Raw genomic sequence first — 25,601 nt, 5'->3', positions numbered from 1 at the left:
GATTTTAAGCTATATCAAAAGCAATTTTATTTTCTGCTTTGTCCATATAAATTCTTATTTTTTTTCCTTTTATTAATCTGCGATTTAGTATCTCTTCGGCTAAGTAACCTTTTATTTCTTTTTCAATCGTTCTTTCTATCGGACGTGCACCCATTTCCTTATTATAACCCATTTGCGCAAGATAAGATTTTACTTCTTCCTCTACTGAGCAGTTTATGCCCTTTTGTACAAGTTGTTTTTTTAGTTCCAGAATAAATTTATCCACGATGTGTAAAATCACATCTGCATCCAAGTCAAAAAACGAGATAATAGCATCAAGGCGATTGCGAAATTCAGGACTAAAAACTTGTTCTACTGCTTTTTCACTATCGCTAGTACTAAAATCCTTATTTCCAAAGCCAACTGAACTTTTGCTACGCTCAAATGCTCCTGCGTTGGTTGTCATAATTAAAATTGTATTGGAAAAATTAACTTTACGTCCATAAGCGTCTGTAACACAGCCATAATCCATAATTTGTAATAATATATTGTAAATATCACTATGAGCTTTTTCAATTTCATCAAGAAGTACAACGCTATATTGATTATTAGATACAGACTCTGTAAGTAATCCACCTTGATCATAACCTACATACCCAGGAGGAGAGCCAATCATTCTGGATATTGTATGGGATTCCATATACTCAGACATATCAAAGCGTATAAAATTCATACTCATACTTTTTGCTAATTGTTTTGCAAGCTCAGTTTTACCAACTCCAGTTGGTCCTGCAAAAAGATAATTTGCCAAGGGTTTATCATAATTTCTCAATCCAGACTTAGCAATTTTAATAGAATTAACAAGAGATTCTATCGCTTGTCCTTGACCGAAGATAACCTTTTCCAGATTCTCTTTTAAAAGCCTTACCTTTTGCATATCATCAAATTCAGAACCGCAAGGCACATTCGTAATTCTAGTAATAGTATTTTTAATATCTCTACTATTTATAATTTTACGTCTGTTTTTTAGCAATTTACAATGTGCACCTGCTTCATCGATAACGTCAACTGCTTTATCAGGTAATATTCGCCCAGTAATATACTTGTATGAAAGTTCAGCTGCAGATTTAATAGCATGCTTTGTATAATACACTCCATGATATCCTTCATAATAGTGTTTTATGCCGTCCAATATCTTTATTGTTTCATTTACAGAAGACTCTTTAACATTAATTTTTTGAAATCTTCTTGCTAGTGCCTTATCTTTTTCAAAACTACTGCTATATTCTCTATAGGTGGTTGCACCTATACAACGGAGCGTTCCTCTTGCAAGTGCAGGTTTGAGTAAATTACCTGCGTCAAGAAAACTGCCACTTGTTGAACCAGCTCCAATGATGGTGTGTATTTCATCAATAAAAAGAATAGCACCTGGTTTTGCTTCAATTGCTTTGATTATAGACTTTATTCTCTCTTCAAAATCGCCTCTATAACGTGTTCCTGCAAGCAGTGATCCTAAGTCCAAAGAATAAATTACACTGGATTTGAGCATACTTGGAACATTACCTTCAATGATTTTTATTACTAAACCCTCAACTATTGTTGTTTTGCCAACGCCTGGGTCCCCAACATATAAAGGATTGTTCTTTCTACGTCTGAGTAATATTTCTATAGTACGAGTTAATTCGTAATCACGACCAATAACATAATCTATTTTTTTATTCTGCGCATAATCATTTAAATTTTTACAATAACTTTGTAAAACTTCTTCATCTTTTAATAGTTCGTTTTTGTTTATTGCAGGAGAAATATCATTATTTTTATCAAATTTTACTTTACGATTAGTCGTATATTCATCCGTATCATGGAAATATCCCATATTAGATATATGGTAAATTAAGTTACAATCTTTCGCATTTTGTTTTTCCAATAAATCTTCAATGTATGAGTCTTGTTCAGATAAGATTTCTACTAGAATATTTGCCCCATTAATTTCTCTTTTACCAAGACTATGCGCACGAATTATCGCTCTATGTATTATGCATTGAAACATTGAGCTCGGTTTGATCTCACTCACAACCAATTTAGAGTTGTTTTGTAAAAAATCTTTTATATTTTTGCTATAATCATTAATTTTGATATCACACCTGAGTAAGATATTATCTATGTTTATAATTTCATCAGCTCTGATATTACATTTTAACAAAGCATAATTCACATCAGCATCTTTAGTTAATGCAAGCAGCAAATGCTCTACTTTTGCATACTTAAGATTAAAACTAGAAGCGATTAATAATGCTCTGTTTAGACTTGCCTCTAAGTTTTTAGAAATCATTTATTATTCTCTTAAAGTAGAAACTTATAAATAGCACACAATTATTAAAAAAACTGAAATTGAGTAGTTTGTGCTCAGTAAATAAATTGGCCTTGCATTTTTTATGAATTATTGATACTCTGATAAAGCATTCGGGGCGTAGCGCAGCCTGGTAGCGCATTTGGTTTGGGACCAAAGGGTCGGGAGTTCAAATCTCTCCGCCCCGATTTAGTAAACGCTTTCATATGTTAGCTGTACACTTTCAGAGGCAGCATCTCTTGGACGTACAGAAGCTAAACGACCACTTGCAAGCTGGTATTGAGTTTTCTATCACAATTTATAACCTCATGAAAATAAAGTGGTGTACTGAGATAACAGCAAAAAGTCTGATCTTTAACAAAAGAAAAAAGCTGCTATAATGTGAATAAAAGTATCGCAAATGAAATGAATGTAAAAAACATATTATTACTATTTTTAGTGCAAGTTATGTGTAGTCTGCCATTATTTGCAGCTGACCCTATTTTACTCAACTGCATTGAAACCCCAGAGATATATGAACTTGATGCAAGGCCAAAAATTTTTAACCCTTCAAATAATTTAAGGAGAAAGCCTGGTTCTCCAAACAGTGCAGCTGGGGAATTAATACATATAGTAGGTAGAATTACTGATATAAACTGCTTACCAATACAAAATGCTGCAATTTCTATATGGCATGCAAATGCATTTGGAATGAATCACTATGATGAGGGTATAGAGGATAATCAACTAGATTCAGATTTTGCTGGGTCAGGAAGATCTATAGCGAATAATCTTGGCTATTATAGTTTTATTACGATCATGCCAGGCAGAAGTGACGATAGGGCACCACATGTTAACTTTTTAGTTCAACATCCAGATTTTCCAGAATTTACAACACAAATGTTTTTTAGTGAATATAATTGTGACAATTGTGCTGATCCTGTTCTTGAAGATTTCGTTGATAGCGGGCTTGCAAGTCTTCTAATAGCACCGTTTACCTATAATGATCAAGTCATAAAAACCTATACGTTTAATATTACCTTGGGTGGGTATAATAAATTCTCTGGTAAGAAATAAAACTTGTATTTTTCGGCCAATCTGGTAAACATTACCCGTAATTAAATATGGAGCTATAAGCAATGAAGATCAAAATTTCTAAAATTTCATCTGATTTTAAAACAGTAGTCACAGGTTTATTTGAAGGTAGTGAAACTATAAGTGAATGTGGAATTTTGCAAGGAAAGCAGATTATAGATAATATAAAGCAATTTAGTGATTTTAATGGAAGTTTTGGTGAATTTTCTTCTACAACTTTATCAGGAGAAAAAAATGTTATAGTAGTTGGACTTGGTAAAAAAGATGAATGGGATGAAAATAAAGCGTTAAACATTGGTGGTAAAATATATTGTGAGTTAAGCAGACTCAAGATCAAGAAAGCAGCTGTTTTAATTGAAGATAGTGCAGCAAATATTGCATATGGTGCGTTTTTACGTAGCTTTAAATTTGATAAATACAAGACTAAAAAGGATGAAAAGATCACAGAGGTGGAAGAAATCACAGTGTTAGCAAAAGATGAGCAATTAAGCAGCGCTGAAAAATTATTTGAACGTCTAAGGCAAGAAGGTGAGGGCATATTCCTCGCGCGTTCTTTTGTTACAGAGCCTCCTAATATTCTGTATCCAGAATCTTATGCTGATAGTATTAAGAGCGAACTCACCAAATTAGGCCTTGAAGTTGAAGTGCTAGATAAAAAGCAAATCGAAAAAGAAAACATGGGGGCTTTACTTGGAGTGGCACAAGGAAGCAGCAAAGAGCCAAAATTAGTAATCATAAAATGGAATGGAGCTGCTAAAGAACAAAAACCAATTGCTTTTGTTGGCAAAGGTATAACATTTGATACTGGCGGAGTATCACTCAAGCCTTCACGCGGTATGGAATCAATGAAATATGATATGGCAGGCTCTGCTGCTGTGGTTGGTGTTATGCACGCTTTGGCTGGACGAAAAGCAAAAATAAATGCTATTGGTGTAGTTGCGCTTGCAGAAAATGCTGTGGGTGGTAATGCTCAAAGACCAAGCGATGTAGTCACTTCAATGTCTGGGCAGACAATAGAAGTGTTAAACACTGATGCGGAAGGAAGATTAATACTTGCGGATGCTCTTTGGTATACACAAAAGAGATTTTCACCGAAATTCATGATTGATCTTGCAACCTTAACTGGTGCAATCGTTGTTGCACTTGGTAATAACGAATATGCTGGTCTTTTTTCAAATAATGATGAATTAGCCAACCATCTGATTGATGCAGGAAATGAAGTAAATGAAAAATTGTGGCGTTTTCCTATGAATGAAGCGTACGATAAAATTATTGATTCACCTATTGCTGATGTCCAAAACATCGCTCCTGCAGGTTCTGGTGGAGATAGCATAATGGCTGCACAGTTTTTACAACGTTTTGTAAATGATGTTTGTTGGGCACATTTGGACATTGCAGGTTCTGCATGGCATGAAAAAGGTACTGATATTTGTCCAAAAGGAGCGGTGGGGTTTGGTATAAGATTACTCAATAAACTAGTTGAAAAATATTACGAAACAAAATAATTAATGCGATATTAAGCAAATGGTTAAAACTGTACTCATCAAAAAGACTGGAGGACCGGAAGTATTAGAATTTGTAAATAGAGATATAGGTGAGCCAAAAAGCGAAGAGGTTTTGGTACGTCATACAGTTATTGGCTTAAATCGTTATGATGTTGAGCATAGAAAAGGTATTCGTAAAATTAAAGATCTACCAGCAGTTCTTGGAGTGGAAGCAGTTGGAGTTGTTGAAAAGCTTGGTAAAAAAATAGGTGATGGTTTAAAAATTGGAGGTAGAGTTGCATATTGCACGGCCCCTCCAGGTGCATATTGTGAAAAGCGCATTATACACCAGAAATATCTGATAAAAATTCCAGATGAAATACCTGATGAAATGGTAGCTGCAGTGCTGTTTAAAGGTATGACAGCTCACTATTTGATTAACCAATCTTATAAAGTAAAGCCTGGTGCTTTTGTGCTAGTTCATGGAGCTAACGGTGGTTTAGGACAAATAATATGTCAATGGGCAAAGGAGAAAAAGGGTATAGTGATAGGCTCTGTAAGCTCTGACGAAAAAATGAAGATAGCTTTACAAAATGGCTGCACATATGCAATAAACCATAATGATAAGGATTTCGTTTCTAAAATCATGGAAATTACAGAGGGCAAAGGGGTAGGGGCAGTGTATGATCCTATAGGTCACGCTACAGGCAAAGTTTCTTTTGAATCTTTATGCAGGTTTGGCATATATGTTTCCTATGGACAAATATCAGGTAGTGCTCCCGTGAGCTTTTCTTTACTTAGTTCACGTTCATTGTTTGCAACTGGTACCTCAATATACCACTATAAGCGTCATAGATTCACATTAGTGCTCACTGCGATGGAAATCTTTGAAATGCTAAGAAAAAAACTCTTAACTGTACGGATTAATAAAAGGTATAAATTTGATGAAATAATTCAAGCTCACCATGATATGGAAAATAGAAAAGTGAGTGGGTTAAATATTATCAAGATTTCTTAAATAAATTATCAAGTTAAATTAACTATTTATTAAATTACACCGGCTACAATATCGTATGCTTTAATTCTCTTTTTATGGGAGTTTAGAGTATATTATCAATTTTTAGTTGAAATAGTGTAAGAGGTTAAGAGATGCGGCAATTTAGTAAGAAAATAAATCTATATTCTATGGTTAAAAGCTATTTTAGCCTATTTCTTATGTTTATTCTCTATACGTTTGGATATTCTGCAATTAATAACCCTGCAGGAGCGGAAGAGTTTATCAATTCCATTATGTCTTTTTCTCCTGAAATAAAAGTCTTATCTATAACAGGCGTATTGTTGTTATTTTTGATTCTAATTTATGAGAAATTATTCAATCAGAAAAGTAGCAGTCAAAATAGTAGCTCTTCCACACAAGGCAATGCTTCTACAGCTTCAGATGTACCATTATCCACTCTTGCAGCTGGTACTGAACTGCCTGACTATGATATTATAAACTCTAGTGAGTTGATAAACAGTCAACCAGTAGCTACCTTTTTGGTTCCTTCTGTGATGAACAATAGTGTTTTGTCTATAACTCCTTTAGAGTTAGATCACCACCATTCACGTGAGTTTAACTTTGACAGCCAAGAAGATAAACTTGGCATTCTAAAAGAAATAGTTTACGTATCTACAAAAGCAATACTTTGCAGCATGATAGCTGGAATTGTCATGCTAAGTTGCGGTCTTGCTATAGAGGCATTGATAAAAGGCCAACAGCTCTTGCCCACTATGCTTGAACTTACCAACAGTGTTAGTAGTTTACTCGGTATTTCCAGCAGCACATTATTAGCTGTTGCTTTAGCACCTATGGTTGCGTTGACAGTTTTTTCTGTATTGAGCAAATCACCAATACATACTCAAGATATTATGGGACATGTTTCAGAAAAGAGTAAATCTGATGAATGTGTTATAACTGTTGTAAGTATCGTAAGTCTTGTAATTATAAGTAATAGCGGATTAAGGAATCTAGAATCAAAGAGTAAGTCAGTTAGCGCTAATGGTTCACAGAAAGTAGATGATGGTGGTGATTGGAGACACAACCCAAAAAACCCCTTTAGTATCGATTACGATCTTGAACATTGCACTACAGCCGTGGAAAATTTAACAATCGGAAATCATCATAAGGAAAAAGCCTTGGGTTAATGAATTCATTTTAGGTATAATATAGGTAATATCGCAATACTTGAAATGAGTCATATTGTTAATGCTTATAATAGACTTAAAATTCCTATAATTAAAGGGGAGGGGGTATATCTTTTTGATGAAAACAACAAACAGTACCTGGATTTTGCTGCAGGCATTGCTACGACTTCTTTAGGGCATTGTCATCCATATATTACGGATAAATTAAGCGAGCAATTGAGCTCATTGTGGCACTGCTCTAATGCTTTTACCATTCCAGAGCAAGAAAGACTTGCTGAGCGTTTAACAACACTTGCCTTTGCGGATAAAATATTCTTTTGCTCAAGCGGACTTGAAGCAACTGAAGCTGCGATTAAATTTATTCGCCGATATTTTTATTCAAAAGGGCAAGCAAAACGCAATCGCATAATTACAATTGAAGGAGGATTTCACGGACGCAGCATTGCTGCTATTTCTGCAGGTGGAAATGAAAAAGCACGTGAAGGCTTCGCTCCACTACTTTCTGGCTTTGACAAAATTCCAAGAAATGATGTTAAAGCATTAGAGGAAAAAATCAGTGATGAAACTGCTGCTGTGTTTTTAGAGCTCATACAAAGCGAGGGTGGTGTGTACCCACTAAACGTGGAATATCTTAAAAAAGTAAGAGAAATAACAAAAGCTCATGGAATAATTTTGTGTTTTGATGAAGTGCAGTGTGGGTATGGTCGTATCGGCTCTTTATTTCATTATCAAAACATTAATATTGAACCTGATATGCTAACCTGCGCAAAAGCTATGGGTAACGGATTTCCTCTAGCTGCGTGTTTAGTAAAAGATTATATAGCAGAAGCAATTACCCCAGGAACTCATGGATCAACTTATGGCGGTAATCCGCTTGCTATGACTGTTGGTAATGCAGTACTCGATATCATGCTAAAAGAAGGCTTTTTTGATCACATTAAAAAAGTGAGCGGATATTTGAAAGAAAAATTGTCATCGTTAGCCACAGAGTTTCCAGAGATAATTTCAGAAGTTCGCGGGGAAGGTTTGCTAATTGGAATAGAGCTCAGAGCTCCTTTGGCCGATAAAATCGTCAGTCAATGTCTTGATAAGGGGTTGATATTAACTAAAGTTCTGAATAATAAAGTAATCAGAATCACTCCTTCGCTTATAATTGAGAATGAGCATGTGGACTTGGCATATAATATACTTTCGGAATCCTTTTTACTATAGGAGAACCTTATCTATGTTAGCCATGTTAGTTATATAAGATTTATGTGATATGAAATATTTCTTCGCGTTTTGTGCGACGTGGAGATTCCTCCTCATGCACTATTTCGATAGTAGATACTTGAATTTCCGAGCTAATACCTACTGCTTCTTTTTCAACGATTGAATCTTTTACTTGATCTTTCTTTAAAATCCGTAGGGAAACATTGTCAAAAAGATACCATAAAATTGAATGAAGTACAATGAATGCACCAATACAATTAACTATACTTGGAACGTAGCTTTCTTTGAGTTCTGGAATAACGCTGCTTTTATACCATTCATTACATAATAAAGAAATGCACATAAGAGATACGCCAGCAAAAAGCTTTTTTATTGATAAGCTTCTACCTTGTTTATGAACTTTCATTTCTTGGTGAAGTTTAGATTCCGAGAATATTTTCTCAGCAAGTCTATCTATATCTTCCTATATCTTCTTCAACATCTGAAGTTGATGCATTTGAGTCATCTGCTTGGCTCATCAGATTTGGTAATTCCTTAATATGTAAATGCTTTATATGTGTAGAGCAAGCATATGGAGTAGGATGTTTATATTTTATGATTAGTTCAACTAATTCATTTATAACACCATTAACTTCATGTTCTTCAGTAGAAGACAATAATTCATTATATTTTAAGTGGGGTTACATTTCCAATTCGCCTATGCTAATAAGAGTTCTACGATTTATTAAAGAAGATATGAAAATCGTTAATGCACCAAACGAAGATGCTGCAACGGAACCATTTTTAAAAAATGCTGGCATAAGGAGAGAAGAAAATAAGACTACAATTCCAGAAAAAAATGCAAAAATTGATAAAGATAAATGATCTTGCTTTAGTTTAATGTTTTTGATCCTTTTACCGTCAAAAACTATATTCCTAGCTAACTTTTCTAATTCATCAAGCCTTATAATGTCTATTGATGAAAGAACGTAATCGCAATAGCCTTTGCCATGTTTACGACGCCACAATTCTATGTATTCATTTACCATATTGCCCTCACAATCCTAGCTACATAATTATGTTACGTCATTTTACATAATCTGTCAAGATTTTTAAATTATTAAGATATTATAATCTTATTTAGGGCAATAGTTTACATTTAAATTTTATTTCATATTATTGTAGATATTAGATGATTTTAAGGAATGGTTATGGCAGTTATGCCAGATAAGTGGATAAGAGAAAAAGCTGAAAATTTTCGAATGATAGAGCCTTTTGTTGATCATAAAAGCAGTAAAGGTGTAATATCTTTCGGACTCTCGTCTTATGGGTATGATGCAAGAGTAGATAATAAATTTAAGATTTTCACTAATGTTAACTCGGCTGTCGTGGATCCTAAGAATTTTTCTGAAAATAGTTTTGTAGATAAGGAAACAGATGTATGCATAATCCCACCAAATAGCTTTGCACTTGCAAGCACAGTTGAATATTTTCGTATACCAAGAAATGTTTTAGTTATTTGCGTTGGTAAATCAACTTACGCGCGGTGTGGCATTATAGTAAACGTTACACCACTGGAGCCTGGATGGGAAGGTCATGTAACATTAGAATTTTCAAACACTACTCCACTTCCTGCAAAAATTTATGCTAATGAAGGGGCATGTCAGTTTGTTTTTTTAAAGGGTGAGAGTGAGTGTGACAAGTCATACGACGACATGAAAGGGAAGTATATGAATCAACGTGGTATTACTTTACCGTTAGTAAAGTGATAACCTCTGTTATCACTTTATATATGAAAAAATTATTAGTACTATTTGCGTTGTGAACTGCCATATTGTTCTATAGATAATATTCCACCATTACCAGATGATAGCATAGTTTGTGCTGATTCACTTTGCATTAGTTCGCGTGTTGCTGCTTGTTGATCACTTCCAGTGCGCATACTCATGCCAAATTGAAAATCTACACCCTCTACTTTACCATCTTTTTCAATGGTTTCACATTCAAAGCTGAAACCAGTAGCAAAACCTTTTTCTTGGTCAGGAACATTTCCAGTTACGATTCCTTTCATTTTTACGCTACGATCATTTCCAGTTGCGCGTATCATTGCTTTACCATCTCGTATACCATCACTATTTATACGATTTGCTATAACAGTTTGATCTATAGCTTGTTCACCTTCTACTTCTCGAGATATTATCTCTACATCTGGTTGATTATACAGCTGACCACTATTTACTAATACGTATGAATCGATACCTGGCTGATCTTGCTCCGCATCGTTCCGCTGCTCTAACTTACCAACTTCTTCTTCAATACGTTGATTGTACTTTTCCTCATCATTTATATTCACTTCATTTACTGCTTGGCCTTGATTGCTCCCTAGATCCACACTTTTTTGACTAAAGATATCTCTATTGATAGCTAGAAAGATAAGAAATGGTACTAATGAAATTGCTAGATTTAATATCACACATGCGATTAAAAGTGCAGCAGCAGCAATATAAATTAACAATCTAGCCGTGCCTTTTGCTACTTTGGATAATGTAGAATCATCCTTCCGAGCACTTACAGCATTTAAAAATAGGATGGTAAAGCCGAAAGATAACGTTGTTACAGCAGTTGGCACAATAATAGGCACTAGCAAAATAGCATTAATAATCTTTTTTACAGAACCAGTTGGCTTAGAGCTATCGTTACTTAGTGACATAAAATAGTTCTGACCTGTGTCAGTAAGCCATTTTGTGCCAGATAATACTATTTTCCTCAGACATTTTAAACTGGATAGCTCACACCTTTATAACAACAATGGCATATACTATATTGATATATGCCATCAAGTCAACCTAAAATCTACTTTTTTGCACATTATTGTTTATCATGAACCTAAAATTCTTGTGTATTTCTTCATTGAGCACTTTAATTACTCATTATAAGTTGCTGAATTTTACGCTAAATCTCTAAGCCAGAATAGGGGATGTAATTATCTGAATCGTAACCCTCATCTGGAATTTCCATAGTTGGTGCTCCAAAAGGAAACTTTATGCTGCTTTTTATACCTTCCATTATTTTACTTGGCATTTCTTTTATTTTATCCTGCATAACATCTATTTCTTGCTTTACAGCTTGTTTAATTTGTTCTGTTAAACTTTTCATTAGCTCTGTCGTTAAGTCCTTAATTTCTGCTGAAACTTCTTTTGCTATAGGTAATGCAACTTCTTTTGCCACATATTTTCCTACTGGCAGCGCAATTTCTGTTGCAACATATTTCCCAACTGGTACTACAATTTCTGTTGCAACATGTTCTCCTACTGGCACAACAATTTTTGTTGCAATATAGCTTCCAACAGGTATAACAAGGTTTTCTGCTGTAGCTTTTGCTAACATTTTTACTTTATCTTCAGTAAAACCTACAGCTTTTCCAAACATATCACCAATAAGCGCATATGATTCTGCTTCTTCTCCGTATAGCTTTGCCTCTTTAGGTGATTCGTACTGGATTATATTTCGATTAAGTTGCATAACGGTCTCCTAAATTATTTATTACTATTTTAGTATAATACGATTAATATTGTATTAATTTTTTAACCTTTGTGATGGTAATAGACTTACCAAATTTCTACTTCCGCACTTTTTCGTTGTTGCTTATCATAAACTTATTGCTGCATGATTTGCTCGTGTATTTTTTTAATCAAGCACTTTCATTATTCGCTGTAAGTTGCTGAATTTCTTGCGATTTTGTTTCTGTAGCTCTGTCATCCCAGTGCTCCATTCCTGTCATCCTATGACTTGGGTCTAGGATCCAATGAAAAAAGTTGATTCCAGTGTCACGCACTGGAATTACAGTAGGAGAGCTACTTGGATGAAAAGAGAGGGACATTTGGAATGACAAAATCTGAGTCAGCTCAACAATTTCAAAAAAATCTATCAATAAGGAGGGTTACCATGTCTACAATAGTTTTATCATCAATTTTTGGTCAAGTTGGCAGTGTTTTGGGTCCAATTGGTCAGGTTATCGGTTCAGAGCTCGGTAGCCTGCTTGGTGCACAGCTGGATGGCGCGATGTTTAACCTTGATGCCGAACAAAAAGTAACGCATGGGTCAAGACTGAAAAATCTGCAAGTTCAAACTTCAACCTATGGAAGAACTATACCAACTATTTATGGTACTGCTCGCGTTGCAGGAAATATTATCTGGGCTGAGCCAATAAAAGAAGAAGCAATCACTGCCAATAGTAAGGTCAGCAAAAATGCTAATGTTACATATAACTACTATGCAACGCTCGCAATCGCTATCTGCACAGGAAAAGTAGAAAAATTAAAGAGAATATGGGCGGATACAAAATCACTGAGTTTTGATGAAATAGATTATACCTTCTATCCTGGAACAGAAGATCAGAGTCCTGATCCTTTTATATTGTCAATTGAAGGGGAGGGGAATGTGCCGGCTTATAGGGGAATATCTTATATAGTTATCAAGAATTTTCCTTTGGCAGACTATAATAATCGTGTTCCAACATTTACATTTGAAGTGCGAACTGCATTAAAATCAGAAGGTTTTTCAGTAGCAGGAGATATTAAGAATATCAATATGATACCAGGCTCCGGCGAATTTGTTTATGACGCAAAAGTACAGAAAAAAATTGCACAAGAGAAAATAAGCAGTAACCAATACATTCCATACGGGCCTGCAAAAAGAATAAATCATAACCAATTATACTAAATTGTAAAGAGTGATGCTATGCTCTCTTTGGATCAATTAAAGGAAGATCTACCAAACGTTGAATGGGTGTCAGTAGTAGTTAATTGGTTTGTAGATAATTTAAACATCAAAGATTGTAAAATATGCCCTGCAGTTGAATTTCATGATGATTCTATGGTTGTACCTGATGATTGGCAAGTAGGGGAGGTAACAAGAAGTAGCGCTCAATTAATCACAAAAGATGCGAGTGGAAATCCAAGATATGGCGGAACTATTAGTGATTCAGCATTGATGAGATTTGTAGATGAATTGCACAGCAGAGGTTATAAGGTAATGCTTTATCCGATGCTTCTGCTTGACACAGAAAATAAAGAGTGGCGAGGTAGGCTGACAGGACCGCCCGAAGCTATAAATGATTTTTTTTGTAATCAATATAGAAAATTTATAGAGCATTATGCGACCATTGCTGACCAAACTAAAACAGAAGGGTTTATTATCGGCTCTGAATTTACTCAGCTTACAAAAATTAAAGATGAGAGAGGTAATTATCCAGCAGTCAAAGAATTAGTGAGACTTGCAAAAGGAATAAAGGATTATTTTGTAGGAGAAATGATTCTTACTTATGCTGCGGATTGGAGCGAATATCACTCACATGACGGTTGGTATAACATGGATGAGCTCTGGTCTTCTAAGTACATCGATGTTGTTGGTATAGATGCTTATTTTCCACTAACAGATGGTCCTGAACCCCCATTTGGTTATTCTGTGCAAGATGTAATTGATGGTTGGAGTAGTGGGGTAGGGTACGATTATTTTTATGACTACTCAAAAAGCGAACCTGAAAAAATAAAATATAATGACAGCAAATACGCGTGGAAAAACATAGAGAAATGGTGGAGTGAAGCTCATGTAAATCCAGACGGCAGTAAAACAAAGTGGCAACCAAAAATGAAAAAAATATGGTTTACTGAGTATGGGCTCCCAAGTGTAAATGGCTCTACTAATGAACCTAATGTATTTATTGATAATAGCAGCAAAGAAAAGCCCCCCTGCGAAACAACGTGAAGCAAGTTGCTGATAAAATCTGGTAAGAAATCCCCAGCCCAAAAATTATTAAAAACTATGCCTCAAATTCACAATTCCTGCTATAATATTAAATCTCATGTTGTATTTCTTCTGAAAATTGCGGTAAACATTTGACATTATTTTGAAGATTTTTATCTCGCGAATCTTATTTTCCACACGCATCCTGAACGATGCCAGCTTCCGATTATGCTCCTTTTGCTCCTCCGTTAGTGGCTTTTTACGGTGTTTTTTGTACGGAATCACAACGTTTTTCTGCAGTTTTTGCCAACCTTGATACCCAGAATCGGCATATTTTATGCTATCTTTGGCCAACAATTTTTCCTGTTTCCTTATGCGAAAATCATGCATTCGACCTCTATGCGACTTCGAAATCGACAGAATTTGCCCATTTCCCTCGATCACAATTTCGGTTTTTATTGTGGTTGCTTTCTTTTTTCCGGAATAACTTTTCTTACGTTTTTTGCTGTCTTTCGGCCGCTGTATCGGTTGCTCCGTGACGTCTGCTAAAATTTTTAAAATCCTTTCTGGCGTCAGCGTTCTATCCTTTTTTATAGTAATTTTTTTGGCCAATAATGGCTACATTTTCTTAAAAAGTCGGCAAATATTTGAGTTGTGCAAATTAAACAAAAACCCTAAAAATGGATGCGTTATGTACGTTCTGTAATAAATTAGAACACATAAAATCCTGTCTTCTAGCTCCTCAACATGCGATTTTCTTCCGTGACATTTCTTTTTCGCCTCCATTTTTTCCCACTCTGGACGCACTTTTGCCACAATTTTTTCAAATTCAGATGTTGTGAGCCCTGTCAATTGTCTAAAAATATATGGTGTTCTTGCTATTTTTACGTAACTTATTGCCATCTTCCCTCTCCTAAAACTTTCATTTTACATGCTTTTTAGTCGTTTTTACCTACTTTCTACCTTTTCGCAGGGGGTCTAAAGTAAATATCCGCGTTATTCAAATGGAGAGATAAGTTTTCTTTCTCAGAAAATTGCAATTGAAGGAACACTTCAAAAGTGGCAAAATTCAGAAATGGTAGAGAAAATGTTTCTGTGGACATGGGATGCAAGGCCATTTCCTTATTTCCCTAACCTATGTGATGTTTGGGCTGATTGTCATAATTGGCAAACTGGACACTGGATACAGGGGAAAATTTCACTACTTAATATTTCTGATGTTTTGTCTGATCTTTTACAAAAAGCGGGCTTAAAAAGCGACCAATTTGATACAAGTGATGTTAGGGGATTATTATCCGGATATGTGATAAATGATCAGCAACCAGTGCGTTCAATTATTAAAATGCTGAAGAGTTGTTATTTTTTTGATGTGATTGAGCAAGACTCCAAATTAAATTTATTCAAAAGGGTAGGGAAGCTAGATCTCTTTCGAAACCGGCTTATGATGAGAAATATTTAGGAGAAGCGCGGATGAGCACCGCAGAATACTCGAATGTATTTGAGGAGCGCAGACAAGTTTCGACAACAAAATTGCCACCAGAAATCGAGTTTCGAGAGAGATCTACTACTGAAATTCCCATTGGTGATATTGTCTTCAGTAACAATGCAAAACAAATGCAGCTCATAAATGTTAGTCAACTGGATTTAAGTAATAAAGTTAATATTGTTTATTTTAATCGCAATTTCAACTATCCAATCGATGTAAAATACGCTGAACTCCCAAAACAAGGAACAGCTGCAGGGGTTGAAATACCACTAATTATGGAAGAGGGGCAAGCGCAAAACATAGCTGAAGTTTTACTTTATTCTGCGTGGCAAGAAAGAAATATATATAACTTCAAGTTGCCGATTAAATACGCATGGCTTGCGCCCAGCAATATAGTGAAAATTGTGGATGGTGAGAAAAAACACACAATGAGAATTGTAAAAACGAAGTTTGAAAGCATGTCTATTCAAGTGAGTGCAGTAGGGTATGATCACTCTATATATAAATTATCTTTCCCTTCAGCAAAGTCGCTAAGACTCAAAGAATATCCTCCTCACCATATCAGCAAAACTAATATAGAAATCATAGATTTACCGCACATTAAAGATAATACTATAAACTTTACTTTAAATGGAGAAGAAGATGGCTGGAAAGGAGCAGTACTCTTTATTTCGAGTGACGATAAGGATTATAAACCTATTGCAAACGTAAATAAGCAATCTACTTACGGATATATAGTGGAGTTTACAGATGAAGAACTTACAGTATTATTACGCTCTGGTGAATTATTTAATATGAGTCCTATTTCCGGCTCAAATTTGCTACTCATTGGAACAGAAGTGATACAATTTCAGAGTGCTGAACTCGTAGATAAAAATAAATATAAGTTGGGTAAGATCACTAGAGGACAAAAAGGTACTAAAAATATAATCTCACTGCAGGAGAAAAATTTGTTTTACTTGATGATTCAATAATATCTTTTGAAGTAGAGTCAGGAAAACAGTTTTTCTTGAAGGCAGTCACTTATGGTGATTCGCTGAGTAATACGGAGGTAAAAATCTTATACTAATCTTACAATAAAATTAATATTGTCAATAAATATTTAATGTTTATAATCAACCGTTAGATTAATATTCATAAAACATAGTGAGGTAAATTATGAATCAAATACAACTTAAACTAATTGCTAATTAGCAGCTTTTTGATGCTGTTGGAGAAAATAACGTAGATCAAGTTAAGGAGCTGATAAAAGCTGGAGCAGATATTAATGCAGTAGATGACAAAAGGGGTACTCCTTTATGTTGGGCTGCTCATTTAAATGGATTCGATATGGCAAAAATTCTTATAGCTAATGGTGCACATATTAATACTCTCGTGGAAGAAGAAAATCCTTTGTCTCAGGCTATTAGTCAAAACCATACTAAGATGGCGAGACTTTTAATAAGCGAAGGAGCAAAGATTAATATGAAGATTGGCATTTGGAAGTCTTGCCTATCTTATTCTCTTGCTTCATTCCGTATGGATATGGCGATCATCCTCATCAAAGGAGGGGCAGATGTTAATGTTGTAGAGCAGTGTGGGAGAACTGCTTTCCATTTTGCTGATCAAAATGGTTGGGCAGAACCTATAATCCAGCAGACAGTATTATGCAACCCTGAAGCAACCAAATCTGATTACGTCACAAATAATCCTAAGCTGTCTGAGTATTGGGATAGCCAAATAAAAAAAGAAATTTTCTTACTTAACAATAAAGGTATATTTAATCAGATGTTAGACTCTAAATATGTTATCAATAGAGATGATCCACTTGATAAGCTTACCTCAGATGCTGAAAATTTCCTGAAGGAGACCCAAGAAAAATTTGGTATAGTAATAAATCCAGCTGAGTTTATAGAATATAGGGTTGAAAAAAGATATCCCGCTTCACTAAAAGCTCTAACATTTGGAAATGTACCATTTGAATGTTATGAAGAATTGTCAGGTGGAATACTTGACGGTCCAAATGTTGAACAATCAAAAGTTGGTAAAGCTATTGGCTAGAACTTCTTTTAATACTATCAAGTAGCATGACGTTGAGACTCATTTTTTTGTACTCAGCGTCATGTGCTGGTTTTCCTTGAAGCAGTCACTTACGGTGATTCGCTGAACAATACAGAGGTAAAAATAATAAATATTACTTCACAAAATTCCCAATAATTTTTTACTATAATCATTTTACTATAATCATAAGGAGGCTTTATGAGCAAAAAATTTCTATATTCGCCATTATCACTAAAAAACATAGAGGAAAATGGCCTATTTTCTGGCTATGCTAGCGTTTTTAACGTAGTTGATAAACAAAATGATCTGATCTTACCTGGAGCATTTAAAGAAAACTTAAATAGAAGCAAGATAAAGCTCCTTTGGCAGCATGATCCAAGTGACCCTATAGGCAATATCCTAGATATTTATGAAAACGATGTTGGCCTGTATATCACAGCACATTTGCTTTTAGGTGTTCAAAAAGCAAAAGAGGCATATTTGATGCTAAAGGCTGGTACAATTGATGGTCTTTCGATTGGCTATATACCTATTAAGCATGACATTGATCATGAAACGGGAGCCAGAATATTAAAACAAGTGGAATTGTGGGAGATTAGTTTAGTTACTTTTCCAGCGAACTCAGCTGCTCAGGTAATTAATGTAAAACATCAAAACAATGAGCAAGAGATGTTAGTGAGAGCAATAGAAAAAGCGAACAATGTGCTTGCAAATACATATATTTCTCCTTAAGCTTTAAAAACTGGATAAAAATTCTATTAAAAATAGTAAAATACCACTTGACAGCACAGATATTTAAGTTAAAGTTGACATTATATATTAATATTTATACTAATATATATAACTTTGTTACTATTTTAATTTTATAATAGCCCTCCTTAAATAGATAGTTAATGAAGTGCAGCTTCTCCTAAATTTAGGAGAAGTTTTTTTTAGATTTTTAGCTTTATATGAGGTAATGCTATGTTAACTGAAACTACTAATGGGATTAATCCCGATAACACTAATAAAGAAAATAAACATTGGTGGATAACTATACAAATCGCAAGACTGGTGAATTACTTAACTTTAACAAGGATAATTGGAAGAATCATTCCGAAAAGATTGAGTGATTGGGCCAAGGTTCTTATTTATAACTTATCTCCAGGCAGTCCATCTAAAGCAGGTTACACGATTATTAAACCCGAAGATGTGAAAGATGTAGGGTCTGAGAAAAGCAATGAGTTGAAGCCTGAAGTGGAAGCAAAAGATCAAGATGCTGAATTAGAGCCTGAACTGGAAGAAGATTTCCATCCGATAGAATTAACTGGGAATATTAGCGAAGAAGTAGAGGTCCTGAAATTACAAAAACAAGTTGATGAGTTCAAACCCGAAATAACTAAAATGAAATATTTGGTAGCGCAATCAAAGTATACCTTGCAAAAACTAAGAGAAGAAAGAAAAAAATTGGAAGAAAATGTGAAAATTTTAAAGGAAGAGTTAGCTCAAAAAGTTGAAGAAATTATTGGCTTAAGAAAAGAAATAGAAGAAAAAGACGAAGAAATCAGTGAGTTAAAAAGAAGAAATAAAGAATTAAATGAAGCTAACGAGAGAGTGGAAGCTAAAAACATTGAGCAGCAGCAAACAATATCTGAGAAAGATAAAAGAATAAAGGAGTTGGAGAAGGCATTGAAACAAAAAGATGAGAAAATCAACGAATTAACAGTATCAAATACACAAAAAGATGAAATTATATCTAATCAAGGTAAAAGAATAAAGGAGTTGGACGAGGCATTGAAACAAAAAGAAGTAGTACTAGATACCGAAAGCAGTGAAAATGATGAACTAAAAAAGAAAGTAAAAAAACTTGAGAGTACAATCAAGGGATTAGGTGGGAATATTGACACTCAAATTTCTGAAATTGGGGAACTAAGAGCACAATTAACTATAAAAAGTATGGGGTTAGAGAGTAAAAGACGAGAGTGCGAAGCTTTAAAAAGTGAGAAAAAAGATTTTGAACAACAAGAACAAGAATTAGAGAAAGTTACAGGGGAAAAAGGAGAGTTAGAAGAAAAAGTTAGAGACCTAAATAATACAATATTAATGCTGCAACAAAGATTGGATGAGCTCACTGCTAAATTGGAACGAATGGAAACACAACTGCAGACTCAGACGAAAGAAAATGAAGATTTAAATGGTCAATTCAATGATTTAAAAAGAGAGAAAGAGAGATTGAGTGCTGAATTAAACTGTCATAGACAAGATTCAAGTCGGCAAATAGAAGGCTTAAATGGTGATTTAGCCTCTAAGCAAGATAGAGTTCAGGAGATGGAATGGGAAAATTCTGATTTGAGAGGGGATAATGAAAAATTGGTACAGCGTGAGTGTGAGCTAGAAAATCAAATAGGTGAGTTGAAAGAAAAGTTAGAAGAAGAAAAAGGTTGGCATAAAAAACAGCTAGAAGAGTTGAGAAATCAATTAGCAACTGCAGAAGAAGATAAAAAGATGCTAAAAAAGCAAATTACTGAATTACAAGAGCAAGTGAGAGAATTAAAAGAAGATAATAAAAAGTGGAAAGAGCTTTTTCAACAAGGTAATAAATCACTGATAGATGAAAATGATGGATTACAAAGACTTAAAATTTCTTTAACTACTGAAAGAGATGGATTGAAGGCAGATCTGAATCGCAAAAAAGGTGAAGTTGAAAGGCTGAAAGATATTGTATTTCAAAAGAATGATGAGATAAAAGAGTTAGGAGAAAGAATAAAAAAATCAAACGAAATTGTAGACGAAACAAGAAAATTCTTTGTTGAGGAAAGGAGGTTAGTGACACAGCTACAGGGTGAACAGAAGAAGACTCCAGGTTTAATAAACAAAGTGGATGAATTACAAAAAGAAAAAGACGGATTAGAAGAAGCAAACAGAGAGCTTGATGAGCAAAAAAGCAATTTAGAAAAAACAGTAAAAAGGCTAGAAAAGCAAATAGATATTGATCTAGCTGAAGTTAATAAATTACGAAAAGAAAAAGAAGAATTACAAGCTAAGTACGATAATATGGTTGCAACAAATATGAATAGCATAAAGTTATTGAATGCACAAAATGAGAAATTAAGAGGTGGGGAATCAGAAGAAATAAATAAATTAAACCAAGAATTGCAAAGAGTTGAAAGCGAACTAAAAGCTGCTAATAAAACAATTGCAAGATTAAAAAAGGAAACTCAAGCACTGCAGCGCGAAGAGCCAAAGCAACCAAAAGCTCAAGAGCCAGATCAAGATCAAGATACAGTTAGCACTGCTGACAGTGGAGTATCTAGTGGCTCTTCTAAGTCAATGGTTTCAAGATTTTTTAGCAAGAAAGAAGGATTTGCGAATTGGCCAGCAGTGCTTTTGAAAGCTATGCATAGCCTTGGTAAATTTTTATCTAACAAAGATAAAGAGTTGAAAGAAAAATTTCCTGCTTTGTCATGGAATTTATGAAGAAGCCATGAAATCTTTATCAAACGAAACTGATGGCAAGTTTAAAAGTGATAGATTATTTCACTTGTTACAAGATGAATCTACAGCAAGGAAAGCTATAGAAAATAGAATTGTAGAAGTTGTCAATAAAAAAAACAAGACAAATGATAATAAGTATTATGACGATGGAAAAAATATTAATGCAGCATTAATACAAGTAAAGAAAGACGACACTGAAATTGATAATATGGTTGAAAAAGATTTAAAATCTCAGTTGTTACTTTCTATTAAAAAGTGCATGAAAAAATTGGAGTTTAATAAAAAAGATGCACCTGGAATTACAGATTCTATCATGGCTAAATTTAAGAACAGAAAAAAAGAGAATAAAAGTGAATTGAGCGTATTACTCGAAGAAATTGTTGTGGAAGAGTTAGTAGATTTTAGGATGGAGCTTTTTTACAAGTATGATTAGTAAGGAAGAAAGATGTAAGCTTGCATCAAGCATAAGAGATAAAATTTTATCAGAGGACAAAATATGTAATAAAATATCAGACAAAGAAAATACATACCAACTAAGCCCAGAAATTATGAAAGAATATAAGGAACTACCTAATTCTGATCTGAACGAATTAAGCGCTAATCAATCACATGTAGCTTCACTACCAAGACAACCTGATAAGAAAAGTAGCACAACTAAGCCTCGTGTGAATGAACCAAAAGCTGACGAATCACTTGCAACTTCAGTACCAGTACCAGCATCAGCACCAAAACAACCTGGTGCCAAGAAAAAGGTATGGGGACTTTTTTAGTATAAACCATTAACTCACCCGCGTCATACCGCGATTTATTCGCGGTATCTCAGCGTAGATCCCGTAAAGCGATAGATTAAGTGTTAAACATCAACTAACGGTATCATCTAAGTAGCGGACACAGGGATCTAGATTTTATGAAAAATTATTATATTTATATACTTTCAAGTAGACACACTAAGGCTCTATATATAGGTGTTACGTCGAATTTAATCAAACGAATTTGGGAGCATAAGAACAAGGTTATTTCTAGTTTCACATCAAAATACAATATTTCTTAACTGTAGCATTTTTGATAGTCCTATTCATGCTGACCAAAGATGGTTAATTTTGCCATTCCGTGGTATAATGCAAGTCCTATGCAGCTATATATTCTTAAATTTTATTATAGAAATATAAAAAAGTGCAACAACGAGAGTTGTTAAAAGGAAAAGTAAAAAATAGTTTTTATCTTTCTGCTGTTTTTTCATAACTAAAATAAATCAATAGAACAAAAAATAATACTAGCAAATAAGGCAAATAGATAAGAAATTGAATAAGAAAACATTTTTTTCTGCGAGTTATGATCTTTATATCTTAGAATGGATATAGCATACCAAACAAAAATGCAACCTTCAAAAGCTGCGATAATAAGGTAAAATAAAGGCTTTTTCAAGAATAGAGCTGGAAGTAAACTAGTTAGCACCAGCAGTATGCTATAAATTAATATATACTTTCTTGTTTTGCTTGGACCATAAACAATATTGAACATCGGAATTGATGCTTTTGCATAATCTTCAGATCTGTTTAAAGATAGTGCCCAAAAATGCGGGGGAGTCCACATAAAAATTATTAAAAATAAAATGAAACTTTCCCAACTGATTGAGTTTGTAACAGCTGCCCAGCCAATCATTGGAGGAAAAGCACCTGCTGCACCACCGATAACAATATTTTGCGGAGTGCGTCTTTTGAGCCAGATTGTATATATAAAAACGTAAAATAATATGCTGACTGCAAGCAAAGCAGCAGAAACATAGTTTATCGCCATTGCCATGATAAACACGGATAATATTCCAAGTGTTATACCAAACTCAAGTGCGTTTTCTGCAAGAATTCTGCCTGACGGTATGGGGCGTTTTTTTGTCCTTTCCATCAATATGTCTATGTCGCTATCATACCACATATTTATAGCCCCTGCAGAGCCAGAACCAAGAGCAATGCATATAAAAGATATTAGTGCAAGAAAAGGGTGCATACCACCAGGCGCTGCTACCATACCTGCAACTCCGGTGAATACCACAAGGTACATTATCCTTGGCTTGAGGAGTTGCCAAAAATCCAGTATCGTTGATTCGCTATTTGGTAGAATACTTGTATACATTTTATTTTATAACTGGCGGTTTTTCAAAAGTATGAAAAGGTGGTGGTGAAGACACTGTCCACTCTAAAGTATCGCTTCCCCACGGGTTATCCTCAGCTTTTTTACCTTTAATCAAAAGATGAACTACTACAAATACAAAGAACATTACTGAGAAAAAGGACATATACGCACCGATTGAAGATACATAATTCCAAGGAATAAACGCATCAGGGTAATCTGGTATACGTCTTGGCATGCCAGCTAATCCTAAGAAATGTTGAGGTAAAAAAGTGACATTGGTACTAATAAAAGTGAGCCAAAAGTGTATTTTGCCCAGGCACTCATTATATTGCCTACCCGACATTTTACCAATCCAATAATAAAATCCAGCAAAAGCTCCAAATAGTGTGGCTAGTGACATGACATAGTGAAAGTGAGCCACGACATAATAAGTGTCATGTAACATTTTATCTATTCCACCGTGAGACAGAACAATTCCAGTTATACCACCACCCACAAACATGAAAATAAAGCCCATTGCAAATAGCATCGGGGTTCTAAACTCAATTGCTCCACCCCACATAGTTGCGAGCCAACTGAAAACTTTCACACCTGTTATAACGCCGATAAAAATCGTAGTAGTGCTAAAAAATATAGCAGCATCAGCACTAAGCCCAACAGTGAACATATGATGAGCCCAAACCATAAAACCAAACACTGCTATACCTATCATTGCGTAAACCATTCCTATGTAACCAAACACTGGTCTATGAGAAAAAGTTGATACGACCTGACTTATGATGCCAAATGCAGGAAAAACGACAACGTAAACCTCTGGATGGCCAAAAAACCAAAATAGATGTTGAAATAATACAGGATCACCACCACCTGCAGGATCAAAAAAGGCAGTGCCGATATTGCGATCAGTAAGTAGCATGGTTATAGCACCAGCAAGTACAGGTAACGCAACAATCAGCATAAATGCTGTTAGCAAGACAGACCACACAAATAATGGCATTTTCATTAATGACATTCCTTTTGCACGCATGTTGAATATAGTAACTATAAAGTTAATCGCTCCAACAATTGACGACATACCTGCAATGTGGAGTGCAAATATAGCAATGTCAACTCCCGCACTTGGGTGGGACATAACCTGTGATAAAGGAGGATATAAAGTCCAGCCTACACCTGGGCCTTCGCCAACAAACACAGAAATGACGAGTAAAATAAAAGATGACACTAATAACCAGAAACTCAAATTATTCATGCGAGGAAATGCCATATCTGGTGCCCCGATCATGAGAGGTACAAACCAATTACCAAATCCTCCCATTAAGGCAGGCATTATCATAAAAAACACCATTATCAATGCGTGTCCCGTAACCATTACGTTATATAATTGGTGATTACCTCCAAGTATATTGATGTGCATTAGCTGAGTACGAATGACTACCGACAATAACCCACCAATAATTCCAGCTAATATGGAAAAAATAATATATAGTGTACCTATGTCTTTATGATTCGTGGAAAATAGCCAACGTTTTATACCTTTTGGTACGTTACTCATATCTATACTCCAAATTTAACTCAACAATTTTTTATCTTCAATCCACTTATTAAAATCTTCTTTGCTTACTGCTTCAACAACAATTGGCATAAAACCATGACCTGGACCACATAATTCGTAGCATTGACCGTAATAAATACCAGGCTTTTTGATATTAAACCACGCTTCATTTAATCTTCCAGGTATTGCATCAATTTTTACACCAAAAGCCGGCACTCCCCAGCTATGTATTACATCCCCTGCTGTGACTTGTAAGCGAACGTTGGTATTTATGGGCAACACGATATTATTATCGACGGAAAATAATTTCAAATCTCCTTCAGTAAGACTCTCGTCTCCCTTAATGTAGCTATCAAACGATACACCTTGATGCTCTGGATATTGATAGCTCCAATACCATTGATGGCCAATAGCTTTTAACGTCATCTCAATTTTTGGGATTCTTTCTTGCATTCTGAGTAACTTAGCATTTTCAAAAGCCAACACTCCAACAATGATGGTTGGTATAACAAACCAAATAATTTCTAAAGGAACACTATGGGTAATTTTACTTATGTTTTTTACTTTGCTCTTACGAAAACGAAACGCTATATAAGCAAGTAATATCCACACAAACAGCATTATTGCAGTCATCACAATCATGACAAATGAGTGTGACTTGACTACAGCCTCCATTACTTCAGTGGCAGGAGCAGGAAACCCAAATTGCCAGGAAGTGGGAGCAGAAGCGATAGAAATATTTGAGTAAAATATTAACAAAAGTGCAAATAACTTCACCATATCCTTTGTTTACTATAAAACCTAAGTGACACGCTATATAATAGTATATATAAATTTACTATGCAAACAGAGATTAGCGACAGTTAATAATTTTTTAGCATTAGATCAGTATAATAATACAATAAGAATTTG

The 25,601-nt window shown here is 34.7% G+C and carries 26 protein-coding genes, 1 tRNA gene and 3 pseudogenes; 19 read left to right on the top strand and 11 right to left on the bottom strand.

The features are described from left to right. Nucleotides 1-4 precede the first annotated feature (4 nt). Nucleotides 5-2,311: an AAA family ATPase gene (locus tag AAGD89_RS04385; RefSeq protein WP_341807898.1), complete on the bottom strand. Its 2,307-nt coding sequence runs from the start codon at nucleotides 2,309-2,311 to the stop codon at nucleotides 5-7. A gap of 132 nt (nucleotides 2,312-2,443) precedes the next feature. On the opposite strand from AAGD89_RS04385, the gene AAGD89_RS04380 reads away from it, so the two are divergent. From AAGD89_RS04380 to AAGD89_RS04355, 6 genes are all read left to right on the top strand, one after another. After that, nucleotides 2,444-2,517, top strand: a tRNA-Pro gene (locus AAGD89_RS04380). Nucleotides 2,518-2,734: 217 nt separating this feature from the next. Further along, the gene (locus AAGD89_RS04375) at nucleotides 2,735-3,385 is read left to right on the top strand and encodes a protocatechuate 3,4-dioxygenase (protein ID WP_341808922.1); all 651 of its coding nucleotides are present in this window, start codon (nucleotides 2,735-2,737) and stop codon (nucleotides 3,383-3,385) included. A 62-nt stretch (nucleotides 3,386-3,447) separates the two neighbouring features. Further along, nucleotides 3,448-4,908 carry a leucyl aminopeptidase gene (locus AAGD89_RS04370; protein ID WP_341807897.1) on the top strand — a complete coding sequence of 487 codons (1,461 nt, stop codon included), beginning with the start codon at nucleotides 3,448-3,450 and terminating at the stop codon, nucleotides 4,906-4,908. A 19-nt stretch (nucleotides 4,909-4,927) separates the two neighbouring features. Further along, entirely contained in the window at nucleotides 4,928-5,905 is a 978-nt protein-coding gene (locus tag AAGD89_RS04365; RefSeq protein ID WP_341807895.1) for a quinone oxidoreductase, read from the top strand. A gap of 131 nt (nucleotides 5,906-6,036) precedes the next feature. Beyond that, nucleotides 6,037-7,071: a hypothetical protein gene (locus AAGD89_RS04360; RefSeq protein ID WP_341807894.1), complete on the top strand. Its 1,035-nt coding sequence runs from the start codon at nucleotides 6,037-6,039 to the stop codon at nucleotides 7,069-7,071. 45 nt (nucleotides 7,072-7,116) lie between these two features. Beyond that, entirely contained in the window at nucleotides 7,117-8,283 is a 1,167-nt protein-coding gene (locus AAGD89_RS04355) for an aspartate aminotransferase family protein (protein WP_341807893.1), read from the top strand. A 40-nt stretch (nucleotides 8,284-8,323) separates the two neighbouring features. Here AAGD89_RS04355 and AAGD89_RS04350 read toward each other — a convergent pair whose 3' ends face one another. The 3 genes from AAGD89_RS04350 to AAGD89_RS04340 are packed head-to-tail and all read right to left on the bottom strand — an operon-like array spanning nucleotide 8,324 to nucleotide 9,311. Beyond that, nucleotides 8,324-8,689 (bottom strand): hypothetical protein, encoded by a 366-nt coding sequence (locus AAGD89_RS04350; RefSeq protein ID WP_341807892.1) that lies wholly within the window; start codon nucleotides 8,687-8,689, stop codon nucleotides 8,324-8,326. 43 nt (nucleotides 8,690-8,732) lie between these two features. Continuing rightward, nucleotides 8,733-8,939, bottom strand: coding sequence for a hypothetical protein (locus tag AAGD89_RS04345; RefSeq protein ID WP_341807891.1), 207 nt, complete (start codon nucleotides 8,937-8,939; stop codon nucleotides 8,733-8,735). Between the two features lie 24 nt (nucleotides 8,940-8,963). Then, the gene (locus tag AAGD89_RS04340) at nucleotides 8,964-9,311 is read right to left on the bottom strand and encodes a hypothetical protein (protein WP_341807890.1); all 348 of its coding nucleotides are present in this window, start codon (nucleotides 9,309-9,311) and stop codon (nucleotides 8,964-8,966) included. 162 nt (nucleotides 9,312-9,473) lie between these two features. Between AAGD89_RS04340 and dcd the strand changes: the two genes are divergently transcribed. Continuing rightward, nucleotides 9,474-10,031, top strand: coding sequence for a dCTP deaminase (gene dcd, locus AAGD89_RS04335; protein WP_341807889.1), 558 nt, complete (start codon nucleotides 9,474-9,476; stop codon nucleotides 10,029-10,031). A 41-nt stretch (nucleotides 10,032-10,072) separates the two neighbouring features. Here the strand turns inward: dcd and AAGD89_RS04330 are convergent, their stop codons facing one another. From AAGD89_RS04330 to AAGD89_RS04320, 3 genes are all read right to left on the bottom strand, one after another. Continuing rightward, complete coding sequence (locus AAGD89_RS04330; RefSeq protein ID WP_341807888.1) at nucleotides 10,073-10,972, bottom strand: hypothetical protein; 900 nt, start codon at nucleotides 10,970-10,972, stop codon at nucleotides 10,073-10,075. A 242-nt stretch (nucleotides 10,973-11,214) separates the two neighbouring features. Next, nucleotides 11,215-11,784 carry a hypothetical protein gene (locus tag AAGD89_RS04325; protein ID WP_341807887.1) on the bottom strand — a complete coding sequence of 190 codons (570 nt, stop codon included), beginning with the start codon at nucleotides 11,782-11,784 and terminating at the stop codon, nucleotides 11,215-11,217. A 169-nt stretch (nucleotides 11,785-11,953) separates the two neighbouring features. Next, nucleotides 11,954-12,193 (bottom strand): hypothetical protein, encoded by a 240-nt coding sequence (locus AAGD89_RS04320; protein ID WP_341807886.1) that lies wholly within the window; start codon nucleotides 12,191-12,193, stop codon nucleotides 11,954-11,956. Between the two features lie 14 nt (nucleotides 12,194-12,207). Here AAGD89_RS04320 and AAGD89_RS04315 point away from each other — a divergent pair, with 14 nt between their 5' ends. Beyond that, on the top strand, nucleotides 12,208-12,984 hold the full coding sequence (locus AAGD89_RS04315; protein ID WP_341807885.1) for a hypothetical protein: 777 nt from the start codon (nucleotides 12,208-12,210) through the stop codon (nucleotides 12,982-12,984). A gap of 27 nt (nucleotides 12,985-13,011) precedes the next feature. Beyond that, a complete protein-coding gene (locus tag AAGD89_RS04310; protein ID WP_341807884.1) occupies nucleotides 13,012-14,028 on the top strand; it encodes a glycoside hydrolase TIM-barrel-like domain-containing protein in 1,017 nt (338 codons plus the stop codon). A 48-nt stretch (nucleotides 14,029-14,076) separates the two neighbouring features. On the opposite strand, the pseudogene AAGD89_RS04305 reads toward AAGD89_RS04310, so the two are convergent. After that, nucleotides 14,077-14,910: pseudogene (locus AAGD89_RS04305) on the bottom strand (transposase). A gap of 109 nt (nucleotides 14,911-15,019) precedes the next feature. On the opposite strand from AAGD89_RS04305, the pseudogene AAGD89_RS04300 reads away from it, so the two are divergent. From AAGD89_RS04300 to AAGD89_RS04260, 10 genes and pseudogenes are all read left to right on the top strand, one after another. Continuing rightward, nucleotides 15,020-15,079, top strand: a pseudogene (locus AAGD89_RS04300) (hypothetical protein); the annotation flags it as partial. Between the two features lie 3 nt (nucleotides 15,080-15,082). Then, nucleotides 15,083-15,466, top strand: coding sequence for a hypothetical protein (locus tag AAGD89_RS04295; RefSeq protein ID WP_341807883.1), 384 nt, complete (start codon nucleotides 15,083-15,085; stop codon nucleotides 15,464-15,466). Between the two features lie 11 nt (nucleotides 15,467-15,477). After that, entirely contained in the window at nucleotides 15,478-16,467 is a 990-nt protein-coding gene (locus tag AAGD89_RS04290; protein WP_341807882.1) for a phage tail protein, read from the top strand. 265 nt (nucleotides 16,468-16,732) lie between these two features. Next, nucleotides 16,733-16,903: pseudogene (locus AAGD89_RS07290) on the top strand (ankyrin repeat domain-containing protein); the annotation flags it as partial. Nucleotides 16,904-16,918: 15 nt separating this feature from the next. Continuing rightward, nucleotides 16,919-17,533 carry a hypothetical protein gene (locus AAGD89_RS04285; RefSeq protein WP_410541873.1) on the top strand — a complete coding sequence of 205 codons (615 nt, stop codon included), beginning with the start codon at nucleotides 16,919-16,921 and terminating at the stop codon, nucleotides 17,531-17,533. A 198-nt stretch (nucleotides 17,534-17,731) separates the two neighbouring features. Further along, on the top strand, nucleotides 17,732-18,265 hold the full coding sequence (locus AAGD89_RS04280) for an HK97 family phage prohead protease (RefSeq protein WP_341807881.1): 534 nt from the start codon (nucleotides 17,732-17,734) through the stop codon (nucleotides 18,263-18,265). A gap of 231 nt (nucleotides 18,266-18,496) precedes the next feature. After that, nucleotides 18,497-20,989, top strand: coding sequence for a hypothetical protein (locus tag AAGD89_RS04275; protein WP_341807880.1), 2,493 nt, complete (start codon nucleotides 18,497-18,499; stop codon nucleotides 20,987-20,989). Nucleotides 20,990-20,996: 7 nt separating this feature from the next. Then, nucleotides 20,997-21,440 carry a hypothetical protein gene (locus AAGD89_RS04270; protein WP_341807879.1) on the top strand — a complete coding sequence of 148 codons (444 nt, stop codon included), beginning with the start codon at nucleotides 20,997-20,999 and terminating at the stop codon, nucleotides 21,438-21,440. Further along, nucleotides 21,433-21,777, top strand: coding sequence for a hypothetical protein (locus AAGD89_RS04265; RefSeq protein WP_341807878.1), 345 nt, complete (start codon nucleotides 21,433-21,435; stop codon nucleotides 21,775-21,777). Before AAGD89_RS04270 ends, AAGD89_RS04265 begins: the two co-directional genes overlap by 8 nt. Before the next feature lie 137 nt (nucleotides 21,778-21,914). Beyond that, complete coding sequence (locus tag AAGD89_RS04260; RefSeq protein ID WP_341807877.1) at nucleotides 21,915-22,058, top strand: GIY-YIG nuclease family protein; 144 nt, start codon at nucleotides 21,915-21,917, stop codon at nucleotides 22,056-22,058. A 191-nt stretch (nucleotides 22,059-22,249) separates the two neighbouring features. On the opposite strand, the gene AAGD89_RS04255 is transcribed toward AAGD89_RS04260, so the two are convergent. From AAGD89_RS04255 to coxB, 3 genes are read right to left on the bottom strand one after another with little or no spacing between them, the layout of a single operon-like run. After that, complete coding sequence (locus AAGD89_RS04255; protein ID WP_341807876.1) at nucleotides 22,250-23,137, bottom strand: heme o synthase; 888 nt, start codon at nucleotides 23,135-23,137, stop codon at nucleotides 22,250-22,252. 1 nt (nucleotide 23,138) lies between these two features. Beyond that, nucleotides 23,139-24,689, bottom strand: coding sequence for a cytochrome c oxidase subunit I (ctaD, locus tag AAGD89_RS04250; RefSeq protein WP_341807875.1), 1,551 nt, complete (start codon nucleotides 24,687-24,689; stop codon nucleotides 23,139-23,141). Nucleotides 24,690-24,704: 15 nt separating this feature from the next. Beyond that, nucleotides 24,705-25,469, bottom strand: coding sequence for a cytochrome c oxidase subunit II (gene coxB, locus AAGD89_RS04245; RefSeq protein ID WP_341807874.1), 765 nt, complete (start codon nucleotides 25,467-25,469; stop codon nucleotides 24,705-24,707). Nucleotides 25,470-25,601: the final 132 nt, after the last annotated feature.

Origin of the sequence: Wolbachia endosymbiont (group E) of Neria commutata, from assembly GCF_964026735.1 — a bacterium.
GTDB lineage: Bacteria > Pseudomonadota > Alphaproteobacteria > Rickettsiales > Anaplasmataceae > Wolbachia.
This window is presented reverse-complemented; position numbering and strand designations above follow the sequence as displayed.

What these genes read in the sequence shown, in the direction of transcription:
- dcd (WP_341807889.1), top strand. Translation starts at nt 9,474, where the DNA reads ATGGCAGTTATGCCAGATAAGTGGATAAGAGAAAAAGCTGAAAATTTT.
- AAGD89_RS04295 (WP_341807883.1), top strand. Translation starts at nt 15,083, where the DNA reads ATGGTAGAGAAAATGTTTCTGTGGACATGGGATGCAAGGCCATTTCCT.
- AAGD89_RS04275 (WP_341807880.1), top strand. Translation starts at nt 18,497, where the DNA reads ATGTTAACTGAAACTACTAATGGGATTAATCCCGATAACACTAATAAA.
- AAGD89_RS04355 (WP_341807893.1), top strand. Translation starts at nt 7,117, where the DNA reads ATGAGTCATATTGTTAATGCTTATAATAGACTTAAAATTCCTATAATT.
- AAGD89_RS04290 (WP_341807882.1), top strand. Translation starts at nt 15,478, where the DNA reads ATGAGCACCGCAGAATACTCGAATGTATTTGAGGAGCGCAGACAAGTT.
- AAGD89_RS04285 (WP_410541873.1), top strand. Translation starts at nt 16,919, where the DNA reads ATGGCGAGACTTTTAATAAGCGAAGGAGCAAAGATTAATATGAAGATT.
- AAGD89_RS04255 (WP_341807876.1), bottom strand. Translation starts at nt 23,137, where the DNA reads ATGTATACAAGTATTCTACCAAATAGCGAATCAACGATACTGGATTTT.
- AAGD89_RS04265 (WP_341807878.1), top strand. Translation starts at nt 21,433, where the DNA reads ATGATTAGTAAGGAAGAAAGATGTAAGCTTGCATCAAGCATAAGAGAT.
- coxB (WP_341807874.1), bottom strand. Translation starts at nt 25,469, where the DNA reads ATGGTGAAGTTATTTGCACTTTTGTTAATATTTTACTCAAATATTTCT.
- AAGD89_RS04375 (WP_341808922.1), top strand. Translation starts at nt 2,735, where the DNA reads ATGAATGTAAAAAACATATTATTACTATTTTTAGTGCAAGTTATGTGT.
- AAGD89_RS04360 (WP_341807894.1), top strand. Translation starts at nt 6,037, where the DNA reads ATGCGGCAATTTAGTAAGAAAATAAATCTATATTCTATGGTTAAAAGC.
- AAGD89_RS04330 (WP_341807888.1), bottom strand. Translation starts at nt 10,972, where the DNA reads ATGTCACTAAGTAACGATAGCTCTAAGCCAACTGGTTCTGTAAAAAAG.
- AAGD89_RS04350 (WP_341807892.1), bottom strand. Translation starts at nt 8,689, where the DNA reads ATGAAAGTTCATAAACAAGGTAGAAGCTTATCAATAAAAAAGCTTTTT.
- AAGD89_RS04280 (WP_341807881.1), top strand. Translation starts at nt 17,732, where the DNA reads ATGAGCAAAAAATTTCTATATTCGCCATTATCACTAAAAAACATAGAG.
- AAGD89_RS04315 (WP_341807885.1), top strand. Translation starts at nt 12,208, where the DNA reads ATGTCTACAATAGTTTTATCATCAATTTTTGGTCAAGTTGGCAGTGTT.
- AAGD89_RS04325 (WP_341807887.1), bottom strand. Translation starts at nt 11,784, where the DNA reads ATGCAACTTAATCGAAATATAATCCAGTACGAATCACCTAAAGAGGCA.
- AAGD89_RS04370 (WP_341807897.1), top strand. Translation starts at nt 3,448, where the DNA reads ATGAAGATCAAAATTTCTAAAATTTCATCTGATTTTAAAACAGTAGTC.
- AAGD89_RS04340 (WP_341807890.1), bottom strand. Translation starts at nt 9,311, where the DNA reads ATGGTAAATGAATACATAGAATTGTGGCGTCGTAAACATGGCAAAGGC.
- ctaD (WP_341807875.1), bottom strand. Translation starts at nt 24,689, where the DNA reads ATGAGTAACGTACCAAAAGGTATAAAACGTTGGCTATTTTCCACGAAT.
- AAGD89_RS04270 (WP_341807879.1), top strand. Translation starts at nt 20,997, where the DNA reads ATGAAATCTTTATCAAACGAAACTGATGGCAAGTTTAAAAGTGATAGA.
- AAGD89_RS04365 (WP_341807895.1), top strand. Translation starts at nt 4,928, where the DNA reads ATGGTTAAAACTGTACTCATCAAAAAGACTGGAGGACCGGAAGTATTA.
- AAGD89_RS04260 (WP_341807877.1), top strand. Translation starts at nt 21,915, where the DNA reads ATGAAAAATTATTATATTTATATACTTTCAAGTAGACACACTAAGGCT.
- AAGD89_RS04385 (WP_341807898.1), bottom strand. Translation starts at nt 2,311, where the DNA reads ATGATTTCTAAAAACTTAGAGGCAAGTCTAAACAGAGCATTATTAATC.